Origin of the sequence: Streptomyces sp. DSM 15324 (assembly GCF_001514285.1) — a bacterium.
Taxonomy (GTDB): Bacteria; Actinomycetota; Actinomycetes; order Streptomycetales; family Streptomycetaceae; genus Streptomyces.
Genome location: NZ_KQ949031.1, coordinates 26,020 through 46,878 on the forward strand (window position 1 = coordinate 26,020; position 20,859 = coordinate 46,878).

General features: G+C 72.3%; 15 protein-coding genes and 1 pseudogene. 10 read left to right on the forward strand and 6 right to left on the reverse strand.

Going from position 1 to position 20,859, the window contains the following annotated elements; translation table 11 throughout:
* Nucleotides 1-100: 100 nt before the first annotated feature.
* Nucleotides 101-724, forward strand: coding sequence for a TetR/AcrR family transcriptional regulator (locus AQJ58_RS26210; protein WP_067254344.1), 624 nt, complete (start codon nt 101-103; stop codon nt 722-724).
* Between the two features lie 254 nt (nt 725-978).
* Here AQJ58_RS26210 and AQJ58_RS26215 read toward each other — a convergent pair whose 3' ends face one another.
* Nucleotides 979-2,166: an MFS transporter gene (locus AQJ58_RS26215; protein ID WP_067254346.1), complete on the reverse strand. Its 1,188-nt coding sequence runs from the start codon at nt 2,164-2,166 to the stop codon at nt 979-981.
* A gap of 215 nt (nt 2,167-2,381) precedes the next feature.
* Entirely contained in the window at nt 2,382-5,603 is a 3,222-nt protein-coding gene (locus AQJ58_RS26220) for a cytochrome P450 (protein WP_067254349.1), read from the reverse strand.
* A gap of 147 nt (nt 5,604-5,750) precedes the next feature.
* Between AQJ58_RS26220 and AQJ58_RS26225 the strand changes: the two are divergent.
* From AQJ58_RS26225 to AQJ58_RS26235, 3 genes and pseudogenes are all read left to right on the forward strand, one after another.
* Nucleotides 5,751-6,837 (forward strand): annotated as a pseudogene (locus AQJ58_RS26225) (zinc-binding dehydrogenase).
* A gap of 420 nt (nt 6,838-7,257) precedes the next feature.
* Nucleotides 7,258-7,677, forward strand: coding sequence for an aspartate 1-decarboxylase (gene panD, locus AQJ58_RS26230; protein WP_067254352.1), 420 nt, complete (start codon nt 7,258-7,260; stop codon nt 7,675-7,677).
* Between the two features lie 52 nt (nt 7,678-7,729).
* Nucleotides 7,730-8,077 carry a GNAT family N-acetyltransferase gene (locus AQJ58_RS26235; RefSeq protein WP_067254354.1) on the forward strand — a complete coding sequence of 116 codons (348 nt, stop codon included), beginning with the start codon at nt 7,730-7,732 and terminating at the stop codon, nt 8,075-8,077.
* 629 nt (nt 8,078-8,706) lie between these two features.
* On the opposite strand, the gene gndA is transcribed toward AQJ58_RS26235, so the two are convergent.
* Complete coding sequence (gene gndA / locus AQJ58_RS26240) at nt 8,707-10,146, reverse strand: NADP-dependent phosphogluconate dehydrogenase (RefSeq protein WP_067254357.1); 1,440 nt, start codon at nt 10,144-10,146, stop codon at nt 8,707-8,709.
* A 165-nt stretch (nt 10,147-10,311) separates the two neighbouring features.
* Here gndA and AQJ58_RS26245 point away from each other — a divergent pair, with 165 nt between their 5' ends.
* Complete coding sequence (locus AQJ58_RS26245) at nt 10,312-11,493, forward strand: transglycosylase family protein (RefSeq protein ID WP_067254358.1); 1,182 nt, start codon at nt 10,312-10,314, stop codon at nt 11,491-11,493.
* On the opposite strand, the gene AQJ58_RS26250 is transcribed toward AQJ58_RS26245, so the two are convergent.
* On the reverse strand, nt 11,483-12,703 hold the full coding sequence (locus AQJ58_RS26250) for a DMT family transporter (RefSeq protein ID WP_199844687.1): 1,221 nt from the start codon (nt 12,701-12,703) through the stop codon (nt 11,483-11,485). The two genes, AQJ58_RS26245 and AQJ58_RS26250, sit on opposite strands and share 11 nt — an antisense overlap.
* A 209-nt stretch (nt 12,704-12,912) precedes the next feature.
* Here AQJ58_RS26250 and AQJ58_RS26255 point away from each other — a divergent pair, with 209 nt between their 5' ends.
* From AQJ58_RS26255 to AQJ58_RS26275, 5 genes are all read left to right on the forward strand, one after another.
* Nucleotides 12,913-13,686: a (2Fe-2S)-binding protein gene (locus tag AQJ58_RS26255; protein ID WP_079079253.1), complete on the forward strand. Its 774-nt coding sequence runs from the start codon at nt 12,913-12,915 to the stop codon at nt 13,684-13,686.
* 39 nt (nt 13,687-13,725) lie between these two features.
* A complete protein-coding gene (gene glgA, locus AQJ58_RS26260; RefSeq protein ID WP_067254364.1) occupies nt 13,726-14,898 on the forward strand; it encodes a glycogen synthase in 1,173 nt (390 codons plus the stop codon).
* 54 nt (nt 14,899-14,952) lie between these two features.
* Nucleotides 14,953-16,173 carry a glucose-1-phosphate adenylyltransferase gene (glgC, locus tag AQJ58_RS26265; RefSeq protein WP_067254365.1) on the forward strand — a complete coding sequence of 407 codons (1,221 nt, stop codon included), beginning with the start codon at nt 14,953-14,955 and terminating at the stop codon, nt 16,171-16,173.
* Nucleotides 16,174-16,275: 102 nt separating this feature from the next.
* On the forward strand, nt 16,276-17,634 hold the full coding sequence (locus tag AQJ58_RS26270; protein ID WP_067254367.1) for a wax ester/triacylglycerol synthase family O-acyltransferase: 1,359 nt from the start codon (nt 16,276-16,278) through the stop codon (nt 17,632-17,634).
* Between the two features lie 102 nt (nt 17,635-17,736).
* Nucleotides 17,737-19,230 (forward strand): SDR family NAD(P)-dependent oxidoreductase, encoded by a 1,494-nt coding sequence (locus tag AQJ58_RS26275; RefSeq protein ID WP_067254369.1) that lies wholly within the window; start codon nt 17,737-17,739, stop codon nt 19,228-19,230.
* 51 nt (nt 19,231-19,281) lie between these two features.
* On the opposite strand, the gene AQJ58_RS26280 is transcribed toward AQJ58_RS26275, so the two are convergent.
* Both AQJ58_RS26280 and AQJ58_RS26285 read right to left on the reverse strand, forming a co-directional pair.
* Complete coding sequence (locus AQJ58_RS26280; RefSeq protein WP_067254372.1) at nt 19,282-20,040, reverse strand: SDR family oxidoreductase; 759 nt, start codon at nt 20,038-20,040, stop codon at nt 19,282-19,284.
* A gap of 25 nt (nt 20,041-20,065) precedes the next feature.
* Nucleotides 20,066-20,509, reverse strand: coding sequence for an inositol oxygenase family protein (locus AQJ58_RS26285; RefSeq protein ID WP_067254374.1), 444 nt, complete (start codon nt 20,507-20,509; stop codon nt 20,066-20,068).
* Between the last annotated feature and the right edge of the window lie 350 nt (nt 20,510-20,859).

The following is a 20,859-nucleotide window of genomic DNA, read 5'->3' on the forward strand; positions in this document are numbered from 1 at the left end:
GGTGGAATCACCGTTGTGGCACCCCCTGCAAGAAGGAGTGCCGGAAAACGTGACCTGATCGACCGATTCATTCACTGGACTAAGTCGCTATGATGTCTGCATGGCTCATGTTTCTGCGGCTGAGCGCCGCCCTCAGCTGATCAAGGCCGCCATCGACCTCATGACCAGGGAGGGTGTGGCTGCCGGAAGCACCCGTGCGATCGCGGCCGAGCTGGGCGTGGCCCAGGCTACGGTGCACTACACCTTCGGCACCAAGGAAGATCTGTACGGAGCCGTGATGAAGCAGCTCACCCACAATCTGATCGCACAGGTCGAACGGGCGGCGCCCGCGGACGCGGGCTTCGAGGAGACGGTCGCGACACTCGCCGCCGCCCTGTGGCAGACCGTGCGCGAGCAGCCGACCACCCACCAGCTGCTCACCGAACTGTCCATGTTCGCGCTCCGGACACCACGGCTGCAGGAGGCCCTTGAGGGCCACTACGGCGAGGTGACGGCCGTGACAACGAGGCTGGTGACCGAGGCGGCCGAGCGCACCGGTCACCAGCTGGCCCAGCCGGCGGAGACCATCGCCCGGTTCTTCCTGGCCGGCTTCGACGGCCTCTCGGCGCAGCATCTCTCACTGCCCGACGAGAAGGCCGAGCTCACCTGTCTGCAGGCCCTGGTCTCCGCTGTCGTCGCTCTTGCCGGAGGCCGAATGGAGCTCGTGACCCTGCCGACGAGCTGACGGCAGGATGGCACAGGCCGGCCTCGCCCTTGTCGCCGTCGCAGAGCGATGTGCTGCGGACGTCGGCCGGCCGGAAGGTGCCCGGTTCCACGGTGAGGGGCCGGTCGTAGACCTCCGGGTTCCGGCGCTGTCATCTCCGCACTGGAGCAGCGTCCGCGCCCCGTTGCCGAGGCAACCGGTCCTCAACGCCCAGCGGCCGCTGCCCCTGACATCCATCAGGGGCAGCGGCCGTTCCGCGAGGTCGGACGACGTCTTCAGACCGCCGGTACGCGTCCGCGCCGCGGTTCGTTGGTGGCTTCCCCACTGGCCACCGTCATCCTCAGCAAGGGCAGCGAGGCGACGCAGGTGCCGATCGCCAGGACGAGACCGAGCACGTCGGCCCCGGCGCCGTCGAGGACGGCGCCGACGGCCAGGGGCCCGATACCGGTGCCCAGGGCGCCCGCGCCGCTGAGGGAGGCGACCAGGCGTCCGGTCGGGTCGATGAGCGCCGCGGCGGCGAGCATCTGCACCAGGACGGCCAGTTGGCAGGCCTGCCAGAGGACCGCCGCGACGGTGAAGAACACGGGGTCGTGAGTGAGGACCAGGACCGGCATCGCGAGGGCCTGCCCGGTGACGAAGACGGCCATGGACCGCATGCGCCCGAAGCGGCGCGCCGCCGTGGGCCCCACCGCCGCGCCGACGAGCGCGACGACGCTGGAGATGGCGAGGACGGCGGACACGGCGGAGTGGGACATGCCCGTGTGCTGGCGACCGAGGACCGAGGCGTACGACCATGCGCCCTGGGTGACGGTCCACAGGAGCCCGGTGCCGACGAGTAGCACGACCGCCGGCTTGGCCGAGACCGTCTCTGCCGTGCTGGCGGTTGCGGAGGCCGGAACCGCCGGGCCATCGGGGAGCCGGCGTGTCAGTGGCCAGGCGAACAGGCAGCACAGCGCCATGAGCAGGAAGCCGGTGCCCTCGCCCAGATCGTGGTTGGCTGCGGGGACGCCCATGATCAGCAGTGCGGTCACGCCGACCACGCCGCAGATGGTGACGGCCGAGGCCTTGTCGGCGTCGTCAGTGGCGGCGAGCGCGGCCGTGGCCGCGGCGTAGACCGCGCCCAGCCCGGCGCCCAGGACCAGGTTGGCCATGACCAGGGTCACCGGGCCGGTGGCCGCCGCTGCTCCCAGGAATCCGGCTCCCGAGACGGCCAGGCCGAAGCGGGTCATCAGCACTCGCCCCGGGCGTGCGGCCCGTTTGGCCAGCAGCAGGGTGACGATGGCGGTCGCCATCAGCTGGGTGGCGGCGACGAGTCCGGCGGCGGAGTCCGACAGCGCGAAGCGTGAGGCGAAGTCGTCGACGAAGACGGGCATCACGTTCGCTCCGCCGTTGCCCAGGGTCACTCCGGCGATGAGTGCGACAGCCACGCCGAAGGTCAGGGCGGAGCCGCTGCGCGCGTTCACCGACCGCTCCTCTGCGAGGAGTTGGGGACTACCACCGTTCCTCGGCGGGGTGCCGAGTGCGCGACGAGCATGAGAGCCTCACGAGTTCAGGAGGGGGCGGGACACGTTTCGAAGAAGACAGGGCCACGGACGTTGGGGGAGTGGGTGTCCGTGGCCCTGTCGGTCTGTGGGGTCGGCGGGGCGGCGGTGGGTGCCGGCCGCGCACGGTGGACGGGTCAGCCGGCCCAGACGTCCTCGACGTAGATGCCGGACTCGATCAGGGCGTTCAGCCAGGCGCTGGCCTCGGCGTCGTCGCTGCCCGTGCGGTCGCGGTAGATCTTCATGAACGCCTCCCGCACGGCGGGGGCCATGCGGCGGCCGTCACCGCAGATGTAGACACGTCCGCCGGCCTCCAGCACCGCCCAGACCTCGTCGCTCTCCTTGGCGATGCGGTCCTGGACGTAGCGCGCCCCGTCCTCGGGGGCGCAGGAGAAGGTGGGCCGCATGCTGACGGCTCCGGCGGCCTCGGCCGCCTCGAACTCCGTACGGTGGAGGTAGTCGACGTCGGGGTGGTCGCAGCCGAAGTAGCACAGCAGTGTGCCGGTGGACCGGGCGTGCTGGCGGTCCAGGACCGCGCCGCGGAAGGGCGCCAGACCGGTGCCCGCGCTGACCAGGATCACCGGAACGGAGTCGTCCTCGGGCAGGCGGAAGGCCTCGCTGCAGGGCAGCACCCGGGCCTGGACGGTGTCGCCGGCGTTCACGGTCTGCAGGTAGTGCGAGCCGATGCCGCGGAAGGTGCCCTCGCCGGAGCGGTGGGGCGCGGCGAGCAGCGACACCATCAGGTCGACCTCGCCGGGAGAGGCCGCGGCGGACGAGGAGATCGAGTAGTGGCGCGGGCGCAGAACGGGCAGCAGTTCCAGGAAGACCTCGAAGGGCAGCTCGCAGGCGCGGTAGCGCTCCAGCAGGTCGAGGAGGCTGTGTCCGGTGGCGGTCACCTGCTCGCGGAAGGTCTCCGCGTCCGCCGTCGCGAGTGCGGCCAGGGGGCGCTTCTCGGGCGGGCAGGCGGTGTGCTCGGCGAGTACGGCGATCTGCTCCTGGGTGGCGGCATCCTGCAGTTCGACGAAGTCGGTGAGCAGACGGCGCAGGGTGAGCGGGCGGTCCACGGGCAGGGCGCCCCGGCTGCGGCGGCGGGCACGGAGCCGGACGGTGCGGTCCAGGTCGAGGGAGAAGCGGTCGGCCACCCGCTGGACGAGGGCGTCCGGGTTGCTCGGGAGCACGGCCAGGTGGTCGCCGGTGCGGTAGGTGACGCCTTCGGGCAGCCGCAGCTTGAGGAAGCGCTTGGAGCGGCCCAGTTCGTGATTCAGGTCGACCAGTTCGTAGGCGTCGAGGACCTCCGTCGGCTGGACGCCGTGCCGTGCCGCGAGCCCGCCGATGACCGAGTCGGTCGTGTCCTCCAGCTCGTACAGTCCTGTCTCCTGGTCGGCGGCCGGCTCCGCCTTCCCCGCCTCGGCGGCGGCTCCGTACCGTTCCAGCAGGGCGGTCCACAGGTCGCCGGTGAACCGGTCCACCGTGCCGGCGAAGTCGCCGGCGGCGTCCGCGGCGCCGCGCGCCAGCAGGGGGGTGGCGCCCGCGGCGGTGAGCCGCTCGTCGATGAGGGTGGGGACGCGCTGGTAGGTGGCGGCCCAGTTGCGGTCGCCGACCCCGAGCACGGCGTACTGAAGGCCGTCGAGCGCGCCGGGTGCCTGGCCCTCCAGCCATGCGAGGAAAGCGGTGGCGTCGTCGGTGGGCCTGCCGTTGTAGGAGGCGGCGACGATCACGACCGGTCCGCCACCGGGGGAGAGCTTGCCGACGGCGTCGTTGAGGGGGGCGACGGACGGGGCGAAGCCGCGCTCGTCGCCGTCCGCCGCGAGGTCGCGGGCGATGCCGGCGCAGGTGCCGAGGTTGGAGCCGTGCAGGAGGGTCAGCGCGGTGCCGGCGGCGCGCCGGACGGCGGTCCGGTCCTGGTCGGCGGGGGCGTTGCCCGCGGCGAGGGCCGCGGCGGTGGGCAGGCGGCGCTCGCCGCTGGTGCGCCGGGCGAGGTTCAGGGTGAACGCGTCGGGCTTGATGGTGAGGGACTGCTTGATCTTCAGCTGGTAGTTGGTGTGGTCGATCAGGCGGTAGCGGTGGATCACCAGCGCGAGGACCAGCGTCGCCTCGTGCAGCGCGAACTGGCGGCCGATGCAGGCGCGTTCGCCGCTGCCGAACGGCTTGAACAGGTGGACCGGCCGCTCCTCCTCCCGCTCGGGCAGGAACCGGTCGGGGTCGAACAGCTCGACGTTCTCGCCCCAGGCGGGATCCCGGTGCAGCTGCGGGATGAGCACCTGGATCGACTCGCCCTTGCGGACGGCGTACTTCCCGCCGATGACGGTGTCCTCCAGCGGCTCCACGGCATACGCGGGGGCCGTCGGCCACAGTCGCAGGCTCTCGTTGAGCACCTGGCGGATGTACGTCAGCCTGCCGATGTCCCCGTAGTCCGGCTCGGGGGCGTCGGAGTCGCCCCAGAGCGTGTCGACCTCGGCCTGGGCGCGGGCGAGGACCTCGGGGTGCTTGGTCAGGTAGTAGAGGGCGAAGGACAGGGCGCCACTGGTGGTCTCGTGGCCGGCGATGAGGAACGTGATCGCCTGGTAACGGATGTTGACGTCGTCCAGGGGCTCGCCCGTCACCGCGTCCCGGGTGTGCAGCATGCGCCCCAGCAGGTCGTTCGTGCTCTGGTCTCCCGACGCCCGGCGCTGCCGGATCACATCGTCGACCAGGCCCTCCATCAAGGCCACGTCCTCGCGGAACTGCTCCGCCTGCTTCCACTTGAACAACTCCGCGCCGGGGATGGACTCCCCCTTGGCCTGGGCGAAGCCGAGCGCTCGCGACAGGGCGGTGACGAAGGGGTGCGGCTCGTCGCGGTTGAAGGACTCGAAGTCGTAGCCGAAGCCGCACAGGCCGATCGTGTCGAGGGTCAGCCGCGTCATGTCATCGGCGACGTTCACAGCCTCGGCACCGGCGGCCTGGTCCCACTTCCCGATCAGCTCCCGGGCGACCTGGAGCATCGTCGCGTGGTAGCCGCGCATCGCACCCAGGGAGAACGCCGGCATCAGCACGTCGTGCGCCTTGCGCCAGTTGGGCTCGTCGTTGAACGCGGTGAAGAGTCCGTCGCCACCGATATCTCGCAGGATCACGAGGTCGGGGTGCACGTTCTTGCGGAACCGGCTCTCGTCCGCCAGCTCGGCGACCAGGTCGAGACCCGAGGCGAAGTTGATCTCGTTGCCGAAGATGCGGAGCTTGAACAGCGGCCCCAGCTCCTTGGCCTCTTTCATCACGTAGTGCAGACCGTCGGCGCCGCTGGGGATGTCGAACGCGTGGCCGACCAGGGGCAGGGCGGGACGCTGCGGGATCGGCTCGGTTCCGCGCACGGTCTCGTGAGTCATGAGCTTGCCTTTCGTTCGGCGCAGGCTGTCGCTGGCCAGAACCATACATGCGACATTGTCGCTCGACAATGTCGTTCGATTGTGGCACCCGACACGGTCGGATGAGGGAACGTTCGGAGGCCTTGAAACGTCAGGCCGGACCAAGGCCTGGGCAAACACCTCTCCACCCACCGGCCGCCGCAAGGCGCGAAGCCCCTCCCGCGACTCACCGTCGCAGCGGCCCCGTCCGTCGCTGCCCACACCCCGCCGCCGGGGCCGCGGGTGCTGGTCGAAGTCAGGGCCGCCGGAGTCTGTTTGTCCGACGTCCACTTGATCGACGGCAGCCTCAGCTCGTCCTTCCCTGTTGACGAGGTGGTCCGCTCGCGTGCGGTCACCCTCGGGCACGAGGTCGCGGGCGTTGTCCACACCCTCGGCCCGGACCTGATGGGGGATTGGGCCACCGGCATGCGTGTCGCTCTGCAGGCCGGGCAGGCGTGCGGCCAGTGCGACGACTGCATGCGGCGCTCATCGTGTCGGACGCCGCTGACCCGTGGAGTCGACTACGACGGCGGCTGGGCCGGGTACGCGATCGCCCGCGAGGACACGCTCGCCCCGATCCCCGACCCCTTGCCGTTCGACCAGGCCGCGATCATCCCCGAAGCGGTCTCCACCCCCTACGCCGCGATTGCCGAGACGGGTGCCGTCCGCCCGGCGCAGGCCGTCGGCATCTGGGGTGCGGGCGGCCTGGGCGCGCACGGCATCCGGCTCGCCCGCCTGGCCGGGGCGACCCCCCGTCATCGCCATCGACCCGCTGCCGAAGGCCCGCGAGCGCGCCCTCGCCTTCGGCGCCGACTTCGCGCTCGACCCTGCCGCGGCGGACTTCGCCGCTGCTGTGGACCACGCCACTGGTGGCCGTGGCCTGGACGCCGCCTTCGACTTCGCCGGCGTCCCCGTGGTTCGGGATCAGGCCGCAGCCGTCCTGGGCCCCGGCGGGGTGCTGGTACTGGCTGGACTCACCCCCAAGCCCCTCACCGTCACCGACAGCACAGAGTTCTGCTTCCGCGGCAACCAGATCCGTGGCCACTACGGCTCCGGACCTGAACATGTGACCCAGCTCATCGGCCTGGCTTCCACCGGCCTGCTCGACCTGGCCCCCTCCATCACCGCCCACATCCCGCCGGCCGAAGCCGCCGACGCCGTCAGCCGGCTGGAGAAGGAGATCGGCGACCCGATCCGGTTCGTGCTCACCCCTTGAGCGTCTGTCCTAGGTGCTGAGCGGGGGCCCGGACGATCGGAGCACAGGGTCGGTGGTGCCCGGAGCTCCACGTACCCAGTGCTCACGTTGCGATCCTCGGCCGTCGTCTGATGCAGGCGACTGCATCGAGGGGGCCACCGCCAGGCTGGTGGGCGACTCCCGTGCGCCGGGCCCACGGCAGGTAAGTCAGCATCTGGTCAGCATGAGTCCTCGCATAATCCGAGGCGGGTGCGTGAGCGGGTCCTGGGACGGCGATGGCACGACAGCCGGATTCTCAGCGGAAGCGCAGGTGGGGAACCTTCTTGCCCAAGAAAGATCGATGTTCCCCAGCATCTTCGAGGGTGGGGAGTGCCGGTGTACAGTGAACAACGCCCCTGACCTGCAGAAAGCCGGCGGGGAGCCGTCTTCCAGGAGTCCAAAGTGCTGCGTACTCTGTTCAAGTCCAAGATCCACCGCGCCACCGTCACCCAGGCCGACCTGCACTACGTGGGATCCGTGACCATCGACGCCGACCTGCTGGACGCCGCCGATCTGCTGCCCGGGGAGCTGGTCCACATCGTCGACGTCACCAACGGCGCGCGGCTGGAGACGTACGTCATCGAGGGCGAGCGAGGCTCGGGCGTGGTCGGGATCAACGGCGCCGCCGCCCATCTCGTCCACCCCGGAGATCTGGTGATCATCATCAGTTACGCTCAGGTCACCGACGCCGAGGCGAGGGCGCTGCAACCGCGGGTCGTGCACGTGGACGGCGACAACCGGATCGTGGCCCTCGGGGCCGACGCCTCGGAGCCGGTCCCGGGCTCCGACCAGCGGCGCAGCCCGCAGGCGGTGTCCGTCTGAGCGACGCGTCGGCCGTACGTACCGACCGCCAGCCATCGCACCGGGAGTGCCCATGAGCGACATCGAGATCCGTGACGACCGGACGGCGGGCCGTCTCGAGGCCCTCGGCGAGGGGGCCGAGGTCGTGGGCCGGATCGAGTACTTCGTGCTGGAGTCGCCCGCCCGCGCCCTCGTCCCGGTGCACACCATCGTGGAGCCGGCCCACGAGGGCCGGGGCATCGCGGGCTCCCTCGCGCGCGAGCTGTACGGCATCGCCGCGCGCGAGGGCGTCCCGGTCGCGCCTCTCTGCCCGTACGTCGTGAAGTGGGCCGCCCGTCACCCGGAGGAGGCCCCGCCGGCCGACCCCGCGCTGCTGACCGCGGCCAAGGACTGGCTGCGCGCCCATCCCGGCCGTTTCTGACGGCCGGGCGGACCCACCCGGGTGAGTGTCCGGGGCGGTGCCGGGTACGCGGAGGAGTAGTCCAGAGCCGCGACACGACTGGCCGGAGGACACGATGACCACCCCACCCCCCGACCCCGCCCCACCTCCGGGCCCACCGGACCCGTATCCCAGCCCGGTTCCCTCCCCGGAACCCCCTCCGGCCCCCCAGCCCCCACCCGTCCCGGGCCCACCCCCCGGACCGTCCCCGTCCCCCATCCCGCCCGGCCCGGAACCACCCCCCACCCCGGAACCGGGCCCACCGTTGACCTGACATCCGCTCGGAGGGCAGGGCGCGCGGGGTGAAGAGCGGAGCCGAGGTCAGGGGGCGGCGCGGGAAGAGACGCGGCCCTCCTGCGATCCCGCCGTCGGCGCCACAAGAAAGCGCCCGAAGCGCCCCCCGGGGCCTCCCGCCGCCGGTGCCGGAAAACACGCCGCCCCCGCCGGCGCCGGAAAGTACGCCGTGCGCGCCCTCCCGCCGCCGGCGCCCGAAAACGCGCCGCCCCCGCAATCCCGCAGCCGACGCCGACGCGCCAACGCGCCAACGCGCCGACGCGCCAACGCGCCGACGCGCCAACGCGCCGACGCGCCGACGCGACCCGACGAAACCGCTACGCCCCCACCTCCGACCGATCCCCACCCCACAGCGTGTGGAACGCACCCTCCCGGTCCACCCTCCGGTACGTGTGCGCCCCGAAGAAGTCCCGCTGCCCCTGCGTGAGCGCCGCGGGCAACCGCTCCGCGCGCAGCGCGTCGTAGTACGCCAGCGCCGCCGCGAAGCCGGGCGTGGGCACGCCTTGGCGCACCGCCGCCACCAGCACCTCGCGCCAGTCGTCCTGCGCGGCCCCGATCTCCGCCGCGAACGTCTCGTCCGACAGCAGACTCGGCAGGTCCGCCCGCGCGTCGTACGCCTCCCGGATCCGGTCCAGGAACGCCGCCCGGATGATGCACCCGCCCCGCCAGATCGCGGAGACCGCGCCGAGGTCGATGTCCCAGCCGTACTCCTCGCTGCCCGCCGCGATCTCGTGGAACCCCTGCGTGTACGACACGATCTTCGACGCGTACAGCGCCTGCTCCACCCGGTCCGCGAACGCCGCCGCCTCCGCCTCGCCCAGCGGGGCCGCCTTCGGCCCGGCCAGCCCCCGGGACGCCTCCCGCAGCGCCGCGTGCCCGGACAGCGAGCGGGCGAAGACCGCCTCCGCGATCCCGGACACCGGCACCCCCAGGTCGAGGGCGATCTGGACCGTCCAGCGGCCCGTGCCCTTCTGTTCGGCCTGGTCGACGACCACGTCCACGAACGGCTCGCCGGTCGCGGCGTCCACGTGCGACAGCACCTCGGCCGTGATCTCGATCAGGTAGGAGTCGAGCCGGCCCGTGTTCCACGTGCGGAAGATCTCCGCGATCTGCGCCGGCGTGTACCCGGCGACGTCCCGCAGCAGCTGGTACGCCTCACCGATCAGCTGCATGTCGGCGTACTCGATGCCGTTGTGGACCATCTTCACGAAGTGGCCGGCGCCGTCCGGCCCCACGTGGGTCACACAGGGCGCGCCGTCCGCCGCCTTCGCGGAGATCTTCTCCAGCATCGGTCCGAGCGAGCCGTACGACTCCGTCGAGCCGCCCGGCATGATGCTCGGCCCGTGCAGTGCTCCCTCCTCGCCGCCGGAGATCCCCGTGCCGACGAAGTGCAGTCCCTGCTCGCGCAGTTCTCGCTCTCGGCGCCGGGTGTCCGCGAAGTGCGCGTTGCCGCCGTCGATGATCATGTCACCTGGTTCCAGGAGCGGGGCGAACTCCCGGATGACCGCGTCGGTCGGCTCCCCGGCCTTCACCATGATCACCAGTCGGCGGGGCCGCTCCAGCGCCGCCACGAAGTCCTTGGCGCTCTCCGCCGCCACGAATGTTCCCTCGTGCCCGAACTCCTCCACCAGCGCGTGGGTGCGCGCCGCCGTCCGGTTGTGCAGCGCCACCGTGTAACCGTTGCGCGCGAAGTTGCGGGCGAGATTGCGGCCCATGACGGCGAGTCCCGTCACACCGATCTGCGCTGTAGTGCTCATAGGGCTGGCTCCTAGGGGGTGGTGCCGGTCGTTTTCGTCCTGGAGGCCATCCTTGCGGGTTTCCGCCCTCCATGGGTGAACCCGGAGCGGCTGGTTGCGGTCTTGTCACGGGCTGTGAACGGCCCGTACTTTTGCCCCTCCTGACGCTTGTCGAGGGGGAACTCCATGGCCGTACGCGGCCGGCACCGCCGGTACCAGCCGAACAGGATCAACCGGGCCTCACTCACGGTCACCGCAGGCGGCGCCGGTATGGCGATCCCGCTCATCGGCGCCGGCGCGGCCCAGGCGGCCGACGTGGACACCTGGAACAAGGTCGCCGCCTGCGAGTCCAGCGGCAACTGGCACATCAACACCGGGAATGGCTACTACGGCGGCCTGCAGTTCACCCGGTCGACGTGGGACGCGTACGGCGGCAAGCGGTACGCCCAGCGCGCCGACCTGGCCACCAGGGACCAGCAGATCGCCGTCGCGGAGAAGGTCCTGGACGGCCAGGGCCCCGGTGCCTGGCCGGTGTGCTCGGTACGGGCCGGACTGTCCCGGGGCGGCGACACCCCGGACATCCACCCGAACGGCACCTCGGGCCACACCTCCGCGGGCACGTCCGCCACGTCCGCCAAGGCCGGCAAGAAGGCCAGGACGTCCCTGAAGGACGTACAGCCGCAGGCCACGCCCCAGTCCCGGGCCGGAACCGCCGAGATGTACACCGTCGTCCGCGGCGACACCCTCTCCGGCATCGCCGACACCGAGGACGTCAAGGGCGGCTGGCACCGGCTCTACGCCGCGAACCGGTCCACGATCGGCGCCGATCCCGACCTGATCCTGCCGGGCCAGCGCCTGAGACTGAGCGCACCGGCCGGCCCGAAGGCCCCCACGAAGAGTCACAGCCCGTCCAGACACCACACCGAGAAGGAATCCGACGCCGACGACAAGGCGCATACCGGCCATTCCCTGGTCGCCCCCGTCGCCGCGGCCACCGGAACCCCGTACCACGCGACCGGCTCCCACTGGTCGAAGGGCTACCACACCGGCGTCGACTTCCCCGTCCCCACCGGGACCTCCGTGAAGGCGGTCGCCGCGGGCACGGTCGTCAGCGCGGGCTGGGGCGGGTCCTTCGGCTACCAGGTGGTCATACGGCACGCCGACGGCCGCTACACCCAGTACGCCCACCTGTCCGCGATCTCGGTGCGGGACGGGCAGTCGGTGGGCGGCGGGCAGCGCATCGGGCGCTCCGGCTCCACCGGCAACAGCACGGGCCCGCATCTGCACTTCGAGGTGCGGACGGGGCCCGGCTTCGGTTCGGATGTCGACCCGCTGGCCTATCTGCGGGCCGGCGGCGTCAGGATTTGACCCGCACCCGATGCCGGTCGACGGCCGGCATCGGGATGTACGTCGCGCTCCACAACGGGCTCTGCAGGAAGACCATCGCCCGGTCGCCCGGGTCCGGCTCCCCGGACGCCGGGGCGTCGAGGGCGTCCAGCGCGGCGAGGGGATCCCCGGCCTGGACCGGCACGAGCGGCTGCTCCGCCCGGTCCCGCCCCTCCTGCCACATGGCGTCCCGCAGTTCCACGGCCGCCGGCAGATCCTCCGGCAGGTCCGCCACGAGCGGTGCCGGGGCGGGGTCCGCCGCCGTCACAGCCGGCTTCGGCGGTTCCACCGCCACCGCCGCCACCATCTCGTCCACCTCGTCCGTCTCCACCGGCGCGGCCACAGCCCCGGCCACAGCGGATCCGCCTTGAAGACGCTCGGTGGTCAGCAGGATGAGCCCACCCGCCGCCACCACTCCACAGCCCAGGGCGAGCACGGTGCCCGTCGTGCCGTACCGGAAGGTCTCGCCGAACATCGTGATACCGACCGCGGCCGCCACCACCGGGTTGACCACGGTCAGCGTGGCCAGCGGCGCCGCGAGGCCCGCGCCCCGGTAGGAGGCCTGCGACAGCAGCATGCCCGCCGTGGCCAGCACGCCGATCACCGCCAGCGAGGGCAGGTCGGCCGTCGAGACACCGTCGGTCCAGTCGACCGCGACGGTCTTGGTGAAGACGGACGACATGCCGAAGGCTATGCCGGACGCGGTCGCCAGCAGCATGCTGCGCACCGCCGGATGCCGGTGCGCGGCCCGCCCCGCGACCATCAGCGCCGCCACCGCACCGGCGGTCACCACGGCCAGGCTCACCCGCTGCGCGGTGCTCAGGGACTGCGCGTCGGAGGCGCCGACCAGGGAGAGCAGACCGGCCAGACCCACGGTCGCCATGATCGCTCCCCGCCAGGCCGTCGCCCCGGCCCTGCGGCCGACGAACAGCGCGGCCATCGGCAGCGCGAACACGATGGTCAGGGCACCCAGCGGCTGCACCAGGCTCAGCGGACCGTAGGCCAGCGCCACCACGTGCAGCAGCCCGCCGAGGCCGTTCAGCAGGACCGCCGCCCACCAGCCGGGGCGGCGCAGCGGCGCGTACTCCTCGTCCGGCGAGGAGACCGCGACCTGCTCCTGCACGATCGCGCCGGAGGCGTACGCCACGGCGGAGACCAGCGACAGGACCACGGACAACGCGAGGGCGCTCATGAGCTGCTCCTCTGCGTGAGGCCCGGGCCCGGGACCCGGCGCGGCGAACGGTCGGCTTTCATGACCAACACGATGCCCTGTCGATCTGTTCCCGTCGTCGTCCCTGAGCACTCAATGCGTCCTACTGCCGATGGAGTACGACGGGACGGCCGTCCTCCCTCGGACGGGTGACGTCTGAGGGATCCCCCTGATCCCGGCTACGGCCGCGCTTGGTACTACTGCACCTCGTGGACCTCGACCCCCGTCTCGCCGCGCTGCGCCCGCTCGGCGGCTTCTTCCTCCTACGCGTGGCCGCACAGCCGCCGCGCCCGCTGCCGACCCTCGCAGGGGTCTACGCGAACCAGTCGTCGGATGTTTACGGAAATGCGCTGACTTTTCGTGTCCGGAAGGTGAGCGGGGCGCTCCGGGCCCCCGAGGAGCGGATCGGGGCCTCCGTGGCCCAGCAGGGGCTCGCGGCCCGGCTGTGGTCGGCGGCCCTCGGCTGTGCCGTCCTGTACGGCGTGGTCCCCGACCTGGATCCGCGGCTGCTGCACTGGGACCCGGACGGCGGCGCCCCCGACGACCTCTGGCTGACCGAGGTCAGGGCGCTGCCCGGGGACCCCGACGCCGCGACGCTCGCCACCGCCGTACTGGACGGGCATCTCGTGCCGCTGTCGGCGGCCCTGCGCGCCCACCACCGCCTCGCGCCCGGTCTGCTGCGGGGCAACGCCGCCTCCGCGCTGGCCGGGGCCGCCCGGCAGCTGGAACAGTGGGCGCGGGCGCACGGGCGCCCCGCGACCGCCGCACGCGCGCGTGCCCTCACCGCCGACCTGCTCGCCCATCCCCTCCTCGCGGACACCGGCAGCCGCACCGACACCCCGGCCGGCACCGCCTTCCGCCGCCGCAGCTGCTGTCTCTACTACCGGGTGCCCGGCGGCGGGGTCTGCGGTGACTGTTGCTTCACACGACCCCCGCGCTCTTCCCCGCGCGCCCCGTCTGGGTGACCATGAAGGGAACCAGCCGCTGAGAATGGGGGGTTCCGGGTGCGAGTGGGACTGCTGACCCGGGAGTATCCCCCGGACGTGTACGGCGGTGCGGGCGTCCATGTCGAGTTCCTCGCCCGGGAGTTGCACCGCCTCGTCGATCTCGACGTGCACTGCTGGGGCGAGAGCTCGCTGCGGGAGCGCGCGGCGGGCGTCCGGCGCCACCGCCCCTGGTCCGCCCTGGACGACGCCAACGACGCGCTGCGCACCTTCTCCGTGGACCTCGCCATGGCCGCCGCCCTCGAAGGCCGCGAACTCGTCCACTCCCACACCTGGTACGCCAACCTCGCCGGCCGTCTCGCCCAGCAGCTGTACGGCGTGCCGCACGTGGTGACCGCGCACTCCCTGGAACCCCTGCGCCCGTGGAAGGCCGAGCAACTCGGCGGCGGTTACGCGCTGTCGAGCTGGGCCGAGCGGACCGCGCTGGAGGCCGCCGACGCGGTGATCGCCGTATCGGCGGCGATGCGCGAGGACATCCTCACCTGCTACCCCGCGCTCGCCCCGGAGCGGGTGCACGTGGTGCACAACGGCATCGACACCGGTCTCTACCGCCCGGACCACGGCACCGACGCCCTGGCCCGGATCGGACTGGACCCGGACCGCCCCTTCGTGCTGTTCGTCGGCCGCATCACCCGCCAGAAGGGCGTGCCCCATCTCCTGCGCGCCGTGCGGGACATCGATCCGGCCGCCCAGGTGGTGCTCTGCGCGGGCGCCCCCGACACGCCGGAGATCGACCGGGAGTTCCGCGACCTGTTCGCCGCGTTGAGCCGCGCCCGCGACGGCGTGCACTGGATCCCGCGCATGCTGCCGCGCCCGGAGGTGATCCAACTCCTCACCCACGCGGCCGTGTTCGTCTGCCCCTCGGTGTACGAGCCGCTGGGCATCGTCAACCTGGAGGCGATGGCCTGCGGTACCCCCGTGGTCGCCTCCCGGGTCGGCGGGATACCGGAGGTCGTCGAGGACGGGGTGACCGGCCTCCTCGTCCCGCTCGACGAGGAGGCCGCCGTGTTCGAGGCGGGGCTCGCCCGGGCGCTGGACGCGGTCCTCGGCGATCCGGAGGCCGGACGCCGGATGGGTGAAGCCGGGCGGGTGCGCGCGGTGGGCGAGTTCGGGTGGGACGCCGTGGCCCGGCGGACGGTCCGGCTGTACCAGGAGATCGTCAAACAGGCGTAGCGGGCCCCGCGGCGGGGCATCCATGGGTTCCAACCAGGGTGAGGAGAGCGGCCAATGCGTCGTGGTGGACCTTCTGTGCTCGGCATCGTGCTGGCGGGCGGCGAGGGCAAGCGCCTGATGCCCCTGACCGCGGACCGCGCCAAACCGGCCGTCACGTTCGGCGGCACCTACCGGCTCGTCGACTTCGTGCTGTCCAACCTCGTCAACGCCGACATCCTGCGGATCTGTGTGCTCACGCAGTACAAGTCGCACTCGCTCGACCGGCACATCACCACCACCTGGCGGATGTCCAGCCTGCTCGGCAACTACGTCACCCCGGTGCCCGCCCAGCAGCGGCTCGGCAAGCGCTGGTACCTGGGCAGCGCCGACGCCATCCTGCAATCGCTGAACCTGGTCTACGACGAGCGGCCCGAGTACGTCGCCGTCTTCGGCGCCGACCACGTGTACCGCATGGACCCGCGCCAGATGCTCACCCAGCACATCGACAGCGGCGCCGGGGTCACGGTGGCCGGGATCCGGGTGCCGCGCGGCGAGTCGTCCTCCTTCGGGGTGATCACCCCCGGCTCGGACGGCCAGACGATCGAGAACTTCCTGGAGAAGCCCGCCGACCCGCCCGGCCTGCGCGACGACCCCGACTCCGTGTTCGCGTCGATGGGCAACTACCTCTTCACCACCAAGGCCCTCATCGAGGCCCTCCAGCGGGACGCCGAGGACGAGGACTCCGTGCACGACATGGGCGGCTCGATCCTGCCCCAGCTCACCCGGCGGGGCGAGGCCCACCTGTACGACTTCAGCGCCAACCACGTCCCCGGCGAGACCAGCCGCGACCAGGGCTACTGGCGGGACGTGGGCACGCTCGACGCCTATTACGACGCCCACATGGACCTGATCGCCGAGCGCCCCGCGTTCAACCTGTACAACCGCAGCTGGCCCATCTACACGCACTCCTACCAGCTCTCCCCGGCCCGGTTCAACGCGGGCGGCATGGCCAGCGAGTCGATCATCAGTGCGGGCTGCCTGATCCGCGGCCAGGTCACCCGCTCCGTGCTCTCGCCCGGTGTCCGGGTCGACCCCGGGGCGGTCGTCCAGGGTTCGATCCTGCACGACAACGTCCACATCGGCCGGGGCGCGGTGGTGCGCGGCGCGGTCCTCGACAAGAACGTGGAGGTCCCGCCGGGCGCGACCATCGGGGTCAACCCCGAGCGCGACGCAGAGCTGTACACCGTGTCCGAGAACGGCGTCATCGGCCTCGGCAAGGGGCAGCAGGTGTCGTGAACTTAATCGGCTGTTAACTGAGCGTAGCTTGAAGATGCTTGACCGTAATCGCCTCCAGGGGGTTGACTGCTGCCTCACCCGTCGTCGACGCGAGGCAAGCCCTTGTCTGCTGATGATCTCCTGGCACCCCTCGATCTGGCGTTCTGGAACATCGAGTCCCCCGAGCACCCGATGCACCTCGGCGCCCTCGGCGTCTTCGGCGCGCAGTCGCCCACCGCGGGCGCCCACGCGGCCGATCTGCTCGCTGCGCGCGCGGCGGCCGTCCCCGGGCTGCGCATGCGCATCCGCGACGTGTGGCGGCCCTTCGACCCCGTCCTCCCCCTCGACCTGCGCCGTCCGCTCGCCCTGGGCGGTGCGGTGCGCGAGAGCGACCCCGACTTCGACCCCCACCGGCACGTCCTGCTGCACGCGCCCACGGCCGACTTCCAGACCGCGGCCGGCCGGCTCATGGAGCGCCCCCTGGAGCGCGACCGCCCGCCCTGGGAGGCGCACGTCCTGCCCGGCGAGGACGGTCTGTCCTTCGCCGTGCTGTTCAAGTTCCACCACGCCCTCGCCGACGGACTGCGCGCCCTGACGCTCGCCGCCGCCGTCCTGGACCCGATGGACCTGCCCGCGCCCCGGCCACGCCCCGCCGAGCCCGCCCGGGGGCTGATCCCCGATGTGCGCAGACTCCCCGGGCTGCTGCGCGGCGCCGTCTCCGACGTGGGGCGCGCCCTCGACATCGGCGCCTCCGTCGCCGTGTCGCGGCTGGGCGTACGGTCCACCCCCGCGCTCGCCGCCGCGCCCACCGGCACCCGCCGCACCGCCGGGGTGGTCCTCGACCTCGACGACGTGCACCGCGTCCGCAAGGTCGTCGGCGGCACCGTCAACGACGTCCTGATCGCCGTGGTGGCCGGCGCCCTGCGCAGCTGGCTGGACGAGCGCGGCGACGGCAGCGAGGGCGTACGTCCCCGTGCGCTGATCCCCGTCTCCAAGCGCCGCCCGCGCACCGCGCACCCGCAGGGCAACCGGCTCTCCGGGTACCTGATACGGCTTCCGGTCGACGACCCCGACCCGCTCGGCCGGCTCGCCCAGGTGCGCACCGCCATGGACGCCAACAAGGACGCCGGGCCCGGCCGGGGCGCGGGCGCCGTCGCCCTGCTCGCCGACCACGTCCCGGCGCTCGGCCACCGGCTCGGCGGACCGCTGGTCAGCCAGGCCGCCCGGCTCTGGTTCGACATCCTGGTCACCAGCGTCCCGCTGCCCAGCCTCGGGCTGCGGCTCGGCGGGAACCCGGTCACCGAGGTGTTCCCGTACGCCCCGCTGGCCCGCGGCCAGTCCCTGGCGGTCGCCGTCTCGACGTACCGCGGCCGGGTCCACTACGGGCTGGTCGCCGACGGCGAGGCCGTCCCCGATCTCGACCGGTTCGCGCAGGCGCTGATCACCGAGGTGGAGACGCTCATCACGGCCTGCGGTTCCTGACCGCCGGCGGTTTGGAGGAGAGGCCCGGCGCTCCGTAGACTTCCCCGTTCGAAAGCGGGCGCGGTCGGAGCGCCGCACTTCTCAGCAGGGAACAGCAGCGCGATGACGGTGACAGAGGACGGCTCGGCCGCCACCGAGGAGATGGTCTACGGCCCCGGCATCGACCCCGAGCGGCTGGCCGTCTGCCTCGGCGTGCTCGAGGAACTCGACAAGCTGGAGGTCGACCACCCGGACGCGATCGCCGTGCGCCGGGCCACCGCCGGCCTCTACCGCACGGTGAAGCAGCGCCGCCGTCAGGAGCGCCGGGCCGCCAAGACCGCCCACGACAAGGCGGTCACCGAGGCCACCGCGACCGGCTCCGCGCAGCGCATCGACGACGAGACCGAGGGCATCCTGCCGTCGTCGGTCACCGAGGCGGGCCGGATCGCCGGGATACTCCAGCGCCCGCGCTCCTGCTACACCTGCAAGACGCGGTACGTCGAGGTCGACTACTTCTACCACCAGCTCTGTCCGGACTGCGCCCGGCTGAACCGCGCCAAGCGCGACGCCCGCGCCGACCTCACCGGCAAGCGGGCCCTGCTCACCGGCGGCCGGGCCAAGATCGGCATGTACATCGCGCTGCGGCTGCTGCGCGACGGCGCGCACACCACGATCACCACGCGCTTCCCCAAGGACGCCATCCGCCGTTTCAAGGCCATGGACGACTCCGCCGACTGGATCAACCGGCTGGAGGTCGTCGGCATCGACCTGCGCGACCCGGCGCAGGCCGTGGCCCTCGCCGAGCAGGTGTCCGCGGCGGGTCCGCTGGACGTCCTGATCAACAACGCCACACAGACGGTACGGCGCCTGCCGACCGCCTACGCCGCGCTGGTCGACGGGGAGAGCGCCCCGCTGCCCGCCGGTGAGCTGCCCGCCCACCACGTCATCGGCGCCTTCAACTCCGGCGCGGTCGACGGGCTGGCCGCGCTGCCCGTCGGCACCAGCGGACTGGACGCGCAGAAGGTCGCGGACCTCGCCCTGGTCGCGGGCAACGCCAGCGTCGCCCGGCACCTGGACGGCACCGCCATCGACGCGGGCGGGCTCGTCCCCGACGTCGTCGAGAGCAACACCTGGGTGCAGACCATCGAGCAGATCTCCCCGGTGGAGCTGCTGGAGACCCAGCTGTGCAACTACACCGCGCCGTTCATCCTGATCAGCGCGTTGCGGCCGGCGATGGCCGCGGCGGCCCGGCGGGCGGCCAGCGGGCGGTCCTACGTCGTGAACGTCTCCGCCATGGAGGGCGTCTTCGGCCGGGGCTACAAGGGCGCGGGGCACCCGAACACCAACGCCGCCAAGGCCGCGATGAACATGGTCACGCGGACCAGCGCGCAGGAGATGTTCCAGACCGACCAGATCCTCATGACGTCCGTCGACACCGGGTGGATCACCGACGAGCGGCCGCACTTCGACAAGCTGCGGCTCGCGGAGGAGGGCTTCCACGCGCCGCTGGACCTGGTCGACGGGGCGGCCCGGGTGTACGACCCGGTGGTGCGGGGCGAGGCCGGCGAGGATGTCTACGGGGTCTTCCTGAAGGATTACGCGCCGGGCAAGTGGTGAGTTCGTCGGGCGCGGGTGCGCCGGGGCCGCTCGCGCGGCGGCCCGCGCCCCTCACGGTGCGTTGCGAGCCGCTCTCACGCGGGTGCCGCCGTCCACCAGGAGGTCCGCGCCCGTGATCCATCCGGCGTCGTCCGAGCACAGCCACAGGACCGCCCGGGCCACGTCCTCCGGCTCGCCGATCCGGCCGAGGGGGAGGTCCGCCGCGATGGCGCCCTCCTTCGGCTCCCACACGAACCGCGCCATCTCGGTGCGCACGAGGCCGGGGGAGACCGAGTTGACCCGGACCGCCGGGCCGAGTTCGCCCGCGAGCTGCTGGGTGAGGTGGAGGAGGGCCGCCTTGCCGGTGCCGTAGGCGCCGACGCCGGGGCCCACGTGGCCCGCGCCCTCCGTGCAGATGTTGATCACGGTCCCGCCGTGCTCGCGCATCCAGCCGTGCCAGGCGCACTGCGCGAGGCGCAGCGGAGCCTCCACGTTGACGGTGAAGGCCTCGCGCCACAGGGCCGGGTCGGCCTCCATGAGGGGCCCGTACGGCTGGTTCGTCGCCGCGTTGTTGACCAGCACGTCCAGGCGGCCGAAGGCCCGCAGGCACAGGTCGGTGAGCGCCTCGGGGTGCCCGGGGTCCGCGACGCTCCCGGGCAGGCCCACCCCGCCCAGCTCACGGGCGGTCCGCCGCACCTCGTCGGGGTCACGGGCGCTCACGCACACCCGTGCGCCCGCCTCCGCCAGCCCCTGTGCCACCGCCCGGCCGATGCCCCGGGTGGCGCCCGTGACGACGGCGGCCCTGCCGTGCAAGCCGTACGACGAGGTCATCCGGGTACGGTCTCACGGCCTGCGCTCAATCGACAGCCCCGAGACGGGAGTTGCGGGCGGCGATCAGCTCCAGGACCGTGCGCCAGTCCTCCAGGACCCCCGCGTCGACGTCGGGGGAGCGGCCGTCCTCGTCGGCCTGGTGGAGACGGGCCAGGTCGTCGTCGCCGCCGCGCCAGGGGTGCAGCCGGAGCAGACGGGCGACGCGGGGGCCGAGCAGCGGGCGTACCGCCTCCGCTGTGCGCTCGGCGCGGCCGGTGGGGTCGGCGGGGCGCAGGAGGTGGCCGATGGGGTGGACCAGGCCGGTCAGCTGGAGCTCCTTGTCCGCGGGGCGACTTCGGCGCAGCAGCGCCGCCGTCTGCAGCGCGTGGTCGTGCAGGTCGACCCCGTGGGCCGGACCGCCCGGGGACTCGGGCACGCCCCGGCACGCGTACAGCAGGTCCATCAGCTCCTCGACGCTGCGCAGCTCCATGCGTCAGTCCTCCCGCGAGACAGCCGTTCGGTACCTCAGCAGATCATGGCGTGCTTGCCACGGGGCGAACGGCACCTGAACGACGCGGCCGGCCGTCGCCCGAACGGGCCTCTATCCGCCGGACGAGTGAACTCGACCGGCGCGAAACCACCGAAAAGTGTTCAATTCACCTCAGTGGAGACGCAGGTGACACGCCATGGTTACCTCAAATTTTCGGCGCTATCGAGCGGTACCCCGCTCATTTGGTTAGTCTGTATCGACGGACAGCAGGACGGAGTGCCACCCCCACCCACCGTCCGTCCGGGACAAGCCGGTTCACCACGGCCAGCTCTCCTGGGAGTCACCGGCAC

What these genes read in the sequence shown, in the direction of transcription:
- AQJ58_RS26210 (WP_067254344.1), top strand. Translation starts at nt 101, where the DNA reads ATGGCTCATGTTTCTGCGGCTGAGCGCCGCCCTCAGCTGATCAAGGCC.
- AQJ58_RS26220 (WP_067254349.1), bottom strand. Translation starts at nt 5,603, where the DNA reads ATGACTCACGAGACCGTGCGCGGAACCGAGCCGATCCCGCAGCGTCCC.
- AQJ58_RS26235 (WP_067254354.1), top strand. Translation starts at nt 7,730, where the DNA reads ATGAGCGACATCGAGATCCGTGACGACCGGACGGCGGGCCGTCTCGAG.
- gndA (WP_067254357.1), bottom strand. Translation starts at nt 10,146, where the DNA reads ATGAGCACTACAGCGCAGATCGGTGTGACGGGACTCGCCGTCATGGGC.
- AQJ58_RS26245 (WP_067254358.1), top strand. Translation starts at nt 10,312, where the DNA reads ATGGCCGTACGCGGCCGGCACCGCCGGTACCAGCCGAACAGGATCAAC.
- AQJ58_RS26250 (WP_199844687.1), bottom strand. Translation starts at nt 12,703, where the DNA reads ATGAGCGCCCTCGCGTTGTCCGTGGTCCTGTCGCTGGTCTCCGCCGTG.
- glgC (WP_067254365.1), top strand. Translation starts at nt 14,953, where the DNA reads ATGCGTCGTGGTGGACCTTCTGTGCTCGGCATCGTGCTGGCGGGCGGC.
- AQJ58_RS26275 (WP_067254369.1), top strand. Translation starts at nt 17,737, where the DNA reads ATGACGGTGACAGAGGACGGCTCGGCCGCCACCGAGGAGATGGTCTAC.
- AQJ58_RS26280 (WP_067254372.1), bottom strand. Translation starts at nt 20,040, where the DNA reads ATGACCTCGTCGTACGGCTTGCACGGCAGGGCCGCCGTCGTCACGGGC.
- AQJ58_RS26285 (WP_067254374.1), bottom strand. Translation starts at nt 20,509, where the DNA reads ATGGAGCTGCGCAGCGTCGAGGAGCTGATGGACCTGCTGTACGCGTGC.